At 70.6% G+C, this 5,778-nt stretch carries 6 protein-coding genes; 2 read left to right on the top strand and 4 right to left on the bottom strand.

Translation table 11 applies throughout. From position 1 onward, the window contains the following. A partial coding sequence (locus tag PV350_RS43775; RefSeq protein ID WP_500338942.1) for a DUF4132 domain-containing protein occupies window positions 1-1,269 on the top strand: 1,269 nt, incomplete at its 5' end. 56 nt (window positions 1,270-1,325) lie between these two features. After that, window positions 1,326-2,249, top strand: coding sequence for a hypothetical protein (locus PV350_RS43770; protein WP_500338941.1), 924 nt, complete (start codon window positions 1,326-1,328; stop codon window positions 2,247-2,249). A 66-nt stretch (window positions 2,250-2,315) separates the two neighbouring features. On the opposite strand, the gene PV350_RS43765 is transcribed toward PV350_RS43770, so the two are convergent. Genes PV350_RS43765 through sdhC form a run of 4 tightly spaced genes read right to left on the bottom strand, consistent with a single transcriptional unit; the run spans window position 2,316 to window position 5,716 of the window. After that, window positions 2,316-3,074 carry a succinate dehydrogenase iron-sulfur subunit gene (locus tag PV350_RS43765; protein WP_018561261.1) on the bottom strand — a complete coding sequence of 253 codons (759 nt, stop codon included), beginning with the start codon at window positions 3,072-3,074 and terminating at the stop codon, window positions 2,316-2,318. Continuing rightward, entirely contained in the window at window positions 3,074-4,828 is a 1,755-nt protein-coding gene (sdhA, locus tag PV350_RS43760) for a succinate dehydrogenase flavoprotein subunit (RefSeq protein WP_499513582.1), read from the bottom strand. The genes PV350_RS43765 and sdhA overlap by 1 nt, the downstream gene beginning before the upstream one ends. Window positions 4,829-4,856: 28 nt before the next feature. Continuing rightward, a complete protein-coding gene (locus tag PV350_RS43755; protein WP_499513583.1) occupies window positions 4,857-5,327 on the bottom strand; it encodes a succinate dehydrogenase hydrophobic membrane anchor subunit in 471 nt (156 codons plus the stop codon). 8 nt (window positions 5,328-5,335) lie between these two features. Further along, window positions 5,336-5,716 carry a succinate dehydrogenase, cytochrome b556 subunit gene (gene sdhC / locus PV350_RS43750; RefSeq protein ID WP_499513584.1) on the bottom strand — a complete coding sequence of 127 codons (381 nt, stop codon included), beginning with the start codon at window positions 5,714-5,716 and terminating at the stop codon, window positions 5,336-5,338. Between the last annotated feature and the right edge of the window lie 62 nt (window positions 5,717-5,778).

Here is a 5,778-nt window from a genome sequence, read left to right as displayed (position 1 = left end):
CAGCGGCTGGGTGGGGTCACCGCGGAGCTGGGGATCAGGGACGGGCGGGCCGTGCTGGGGTGGCGTAATGCGGCGGGCAAGGCGCTGAAGGGCGCCCCGGCCGCCGTGCGGCGCGAGCATGCGGGGGAGCTGACGCGGCTCAGGGCGACCGTCGGGGACATCGACCGGACGCTGGCGGCGCAGGCCGCATGGCTGGAACGGCAGTTCCCGGAACGGCGCACGTGGGCGTACGCCGTGTGGCGGGAGCGGATGCTGTGCCATCCGCTGCTCGGGACCCTCGTCCGGCGCCTGCTGTGGACGGTCGACGGGGTCGCCTGCGGGTGGGCCGACGGCGGCCTGCGCACCCTCGACGGCGAGCGGGTCCCGGTCGGTGGGGAGGACGTCGTCGGACTGTGGCACCCCTGGGGGCGCGACCGCGCGGAGATCACCGCCTGGCGGGAGTGGCTGGAGCGGCACGGCGTCACGCAGCCCTTCCGGCAGGCCCACCGCGAGGTGTACGGCCTCGCGGACGCCGCACGCGTCACCGCCACGCACCACGTCCTGGGACAGCACCGGTTCGCCTCGCTGGCCGCCGCCCGCGGCTGGCGGTACCGCCTGCGCCCGCCGGTCGACGAGGCCCTCCCGCCCGCGACGCGCGAGCTCCCGCGGTGGGGGCTGCGGGCGGAGCTGCGGGTCCAGGGCGTCGACGGCGACGCCTTCGGCCACTTCGGCAGCCATCTGTACGTCGGCACGGACCAGGTGCGCTTCCTCCCGCTGCACGCCCCCGGGGACCGGGCCGCCGATCCGCTCCCGCTCGCCGACGTCCCGCCGCTCGTCCTCAGCGAAGTCGTGCGCGACGTGGACCTCTTCGTGGGCGCCGCCGGCATCGGCAACGACCCCACCTGGCAGGACGGCGGCCCCGACGGCCGCTTCCGCGCCTACTGGGCGTCCTACGGCTTCGGCGAGCTGACCCCGTGCGCGAAGACGCGCCGCGAGGTGCTGTCCCGCCTCGTGCCGCGCCTGGCCATCGCCGGACGCTGCGCCGTCGAGGGCCGCTTCCTGCACGTCCGCGGTGACCGGCACACGTACCGGATCCACATAGGTTCCGGCAACGTCCTGATGTCCCCGGGCGACCGCCACCTGTGCGTCGTCCCGCCCGCGCACGCCTGCGTGGTCCCGGGGCCCCTGCCCTTCGAGGGCGACCCCATGCTGTCGGTGGTCCTCGGCAAGGCGCTGCTCCTCGCCCGCGACACGGAGATCACCGACCCGACGATCGTGAGCCGGCTGTGAGCCGCGTGCGGACGCCCGACTGCTCGCCCTGGGAGGATCCGGGCCGTATCGAGCGTATGACCCGCCTCGCAGCCGAGGGCGATCTCACCGAGCTCGCCGAGGCGCTCCTGCGGCCGGCCGGCGGACGGGACGAGGGCCATGCGGCCGTGTCCCGGCTGAGGGCGATGCCGCGGGAGCGGCGCATGGCCCTGGTCGCTCTCCTCATCGAGCACTGCAAGGCGCCGCACAGGGCACCGGACAAGCCTGAAAGGGTCTGGCTCGTGCTCGCCGCGGTCTCGCGTGGCTTCGCCGAGGACTCCTGGTGCGAGCAGTGGAACAGCATGCTGGAACGCGTGGCGGCGACCTGCTGGTGGACACAGATCAGTGACGACGTGCCCATCCTCGCCGAGGCCCTGCTGGACGCCGGGCGGCCGCTGTCCGGCCAGGCGGTCGGCCTGCTCCGCAGATCCGCGTGGGCGGGCCTCGATTGGGCGGGACTCCTGCTGGACCGTCTCCCCGAGCCGCCCCTCAACCCCGGTGAGCTCTGGTCCGACCGCATCCTGGCCGAGCTGCCGGAACTCGGCGACCGCTGGCGGCAATTGATCCCGCATCTGCGTGCCGCCAAGCCGGCGCCCAGCGCGCGCTGGGACCGGGCGGCGGGCACGATCCTCGACGGCGTCGACGCCGAGACGGTACGCCGTACCGCCACCCCCTGGCTCGCGCTGGCCACCCACGGCTCCCACGACCCCTGGAACGTCACCGCCGTCCGCGGCCTGGCCTGGCTGCTGTCGTCGCCGTCCGTGCCTTCCCACCCGGAGACCGTCCGCGTCCTGGGCGCCCTCGTCGAACGTCCCCCGGTCAAGACCGTCGTCGCCGGTGCCGGCGTACGCGCCCTGGCCCGCCTGGACGGTGACGCCGGCCGGGACGAGCTGCGCAGGCTCGCGGGGTGCGTCGGCCACACGGTCACCCGCAGGCAGATCGGCCGCGCGCTGACCCCGTGAACGCCCGAGGGCCCCGCAGCCGGCTGACCGGCTGCGGGGCCCTCGGGGGAGCCTCGGCGGAGGGGATCAGAAGCGACGCGTGATGAGCGCGCGCTTGACCTCCTGGATCGCCTTGGTGACCTCGATGCCACGGGGGCAGGCGTCGGTGCAGTTGAACGTGGTGCGGCAGCGCCACACGCCGTCCTTGTCGTTCAGCACCTCGAGCCGCTGCTCGCCGCCCTCGTCACGCGAGTCGAAGATGAAGCGGTGCGCGTTGACGATGGCCGCCGGGCCGAAGTACTGGCCGTCGTTCCAGAAGACCGGGCAGGACGACGTGCACGCGGCGCACAGGATGCACTTGGTGGTGTCGTCGAAGCGCGCGCGGTCCTCGGCGGACTGCAGGCGCTCGCGCGTCGGCTCGTTGCCCTTGGTGATGAGGAAGGGCATCACGTCCCGGTAGGCCTGGAAGAACGGGTCCATGTCGACGACCAGGTCCTTCAGCACCGTCAGGCCCTTGATGGGCTCGACGGTGATGGGCTTGTCCGGGTTGATGTCCTTGATCAGGGTCTTGCAGGCCAGCCGGTTGCGGCCGTTGATGCGCATGGCGTCGGAGCCGCAGATGCCGTGGGCACAGGAGCGACGGAACGTCAGCGTTCCGTCCATGTCCCACTTGATCTTGTGGAGGCCGTCGAGGACCCGCTCCTTGGGGTCGATCTCCAGCTCGAAGTCCTGCCAGGTGGCCTCGTCCGAGATCTCCGGGTTGAACCGGCGGATCCGGAAGGTGACCGTGATGTAGGGCGAGGCCTGGGCCTCGGCCTCGACCTTGTCGAGGGTCGCGGTGCTCATCAGTACTTACGCTCCATCGGCTGGTAGCGGGTCTGCACGACCGGCTTGTAGTCGAGACGGATCGCCTCGGTGCCGTCGGCACCCACCTCGCGGTACGCCATCGTGTGCCGCATGAAGTTGACGTCGTCGCGGTTCGGGTAGTCCTCGCGGTAGTGGCCGCCGCGGGACTCCTTGCGGGCCAGGGCCGAGACCGCCATGACCTCGGCGAGGTCGAGCAGGTTGCCGAGCTCGATGGCCTCGAGCAGGTCGGTGTTGAACCGCTTGCCCTTGTCCTGGATCGACACGTTCCGGTACCGCGCGCGCAGCTCGCCGATCTTCTCGACGGCGGTCTTGATGGTCTGCTCGGTGCGGAACACCATGACGTTCGCGTCCATGGTCTCCTGCAGCTCCTTGCGCAGCTGCGCGACCCGCTCGTTGCCGGTGGAGGAACGCAGCCGCTCCACCAGGTCGACCACGAACTGCGCCGGGGCCTCGGGGAGCTCGACGTAGTCGTGGTCCGCGGAGTACTCGGCGGCGGCGATGCCGGCCCGGCGGCCGAAGACGTTGATGTCCAGCAGCGAGTTGGTGCCGAGGCGGTTGGCGCCGTGCACGGAGACGCAGGCGACCTCGCCGGCGGCGTACAGGCCCGGGACGACGGTGGTGTTGTCCGACAGGACCTCACCCTGGACGTTGGTGGGGATGCCGCCCATGGCGTAGTGCGCGGTCGGCTGGATCGGGATCGGGTCCGTGTAGGGCTCGATGCCGAGGTAGGTCCGCGCGAACTCGGTGATGTCCGGGAGCTTGGCGTCCAGCTGCTCCGGCGGCAGGTGGGTCAGGTCGAGGTAGACGTGGTCGCCCTCGGGACCGCAGCCGCGACCCTCGCGGATCTCGGTGTAGATCGCCCGGGAGACGACGTCACGCGAGGCGAGGTCCTTCATGACCGGCGCGTACTTCTCCATGAAGCGCTCGCCGTCCTTGTTGCGGAGGATGCCGCCCTCACCGCGGGCGCCCTCCGTCAGCAGGATGCCCATGCGCCAGATGCCGGTCGGGTGGAACTGGAAGAACTCCATGTCCTCCAGCGGCAGACCGCGGCGGTAGACGGCGGCCTGGCCGTCACCGGTGAGGGTGTGCGCGTTGGAGGTGACCTTGAAGAACTTGCCGGTGCCGCCGGAGGCGTACACCACGGCCTTCGCCTGGAAGACGTGGATCTCGCCGGTGGCCAGCTCGTACGCGATGACGCCGGCGGACCGCTTGACGCCGTCCTCCTCGACGATGAGCTGGTCGAGGACGTAGAACTCGTTGAAGAACTCCACGCCCTCCTTGACGCAGTTCTGGTACAGCGTCTGGAGGATCATGTGGCCGGTGCGGTCGGCCGCGTAGCAGGCACGGCGGACCGGGGCCTCGCCGTGGTTGCGGGAGTGGCCGCCGAAGCGGCGCTGGTCGATCCGGCCCTCGGGGGTGCGGTTGAAGGGCAGGCCCATCTTCTCGAGGTCGAGGACCGCGTCGATGGCCTCCTTCGCCAGGATCTCGGCGGCGTCCTGGTCGACCAGGTAGTCACCGCCCTTGATCGTGTCGAAGGTGTGCCACTCCCAGTTGTCGTCCTCGACGTTCGCGAGGGCGGCGGCCATGCCGCCCTGGGCGGCGCCGGTGTGGGAGCGGGTGGGGTAGAGCTTCGTCAGCACGGCGGTGCGGCTGCGCTTCGTCGCCTCGATGGCGGCGCGCATGCCGGCGCCGCCCGCGCCGACGATGACGGTGTCGTACTTGTGGATCTGCATGAGGGGTCGCTTCCCTGTCCAGCCCTGGCTAGCGGATGTTCGGGTCGAAGGTGAAGATCACCAGCGTGCCGAGGATGATGGTGAACGCGGTCGCGGTGTAGACCAGCATCTTCAGCCAGAACCGGGTGTTGTCCCGCTCCGCGTAGTCGTTGATCACGGTGCGCAGGCCGTTGCCGCCGTGCAGCATCGCCAGCCACAGCATGAGCAGGTCCCAGGTCTGCCAGAACGGCGAGGCCCAGCGGCCGGCGACGAAGGCGAAACCGACCTTGGTGACGCCGCCGTCGAGGACGAGCTGGATCAGCAGGTGACCGATGACCAGGACGACCAGGACGATGCCGGACAGGCGCATGAAGAGCCAGCCGTACATCTCGAAGTTGGTCCGGGTGCTGCGCGGGGTGCGCTTGGTCCGGGCGCGCGGCGGTTCGATGACCGGGGCCGGGTTGTCGGGGCCGTAGGCGGCGCTGGAGGAGCTGAGCTCCACGTGGTCCGTTGCGGACATGACTTCGCTCAGCTCCCGAACAGCACTCGTGCGGCGTGACCGAGGACGGGGTAGATGGCCCCGATCATCAGCACGACCCAGATTCCGATGACCGTCCACAGCATCTGCTTCTGGTACTTCGGGCCCTTGGACCAGAAGTCCACGGCGATGACGCGCAGGCCGTTCAGAGCGTGGAAGAGGACAGCCGCGACCAGCCCGTACTCGAGCAGGCTGACGATGGGCTGCTTGTAGGTGTTGACGACCTTGTCGTAGTCCTCGGGGGAGACACGCACCAGTGCGGTGTCGAGGACGTGGACGAACAGGAAGAAGAAGATGAGGACACCGGTGACTCGATGAGCCACCCATGACCACATGCCTTCCCGGCCGCGGTACAACGTTCCAGCCGGCACGGAAAAAACCCTCCGGGAGCGGTGTGGGGCCTGCCGGCTTCGTTGGTCGGTCGGCCCGGCCG

The sequence above is a fragment of the Streptomyces sp. PA03-6a genome (assembly GCF_033792765.1).
Taxonomy (GTDB): Bacteria; Actinomycetota; Actinomycetes; order Streptomycetales; family Streptomycetaceae; genus Actinacidiphila.
This window is presented reverse-complemented; position numbering and strand designations above follow the sequence as displayed.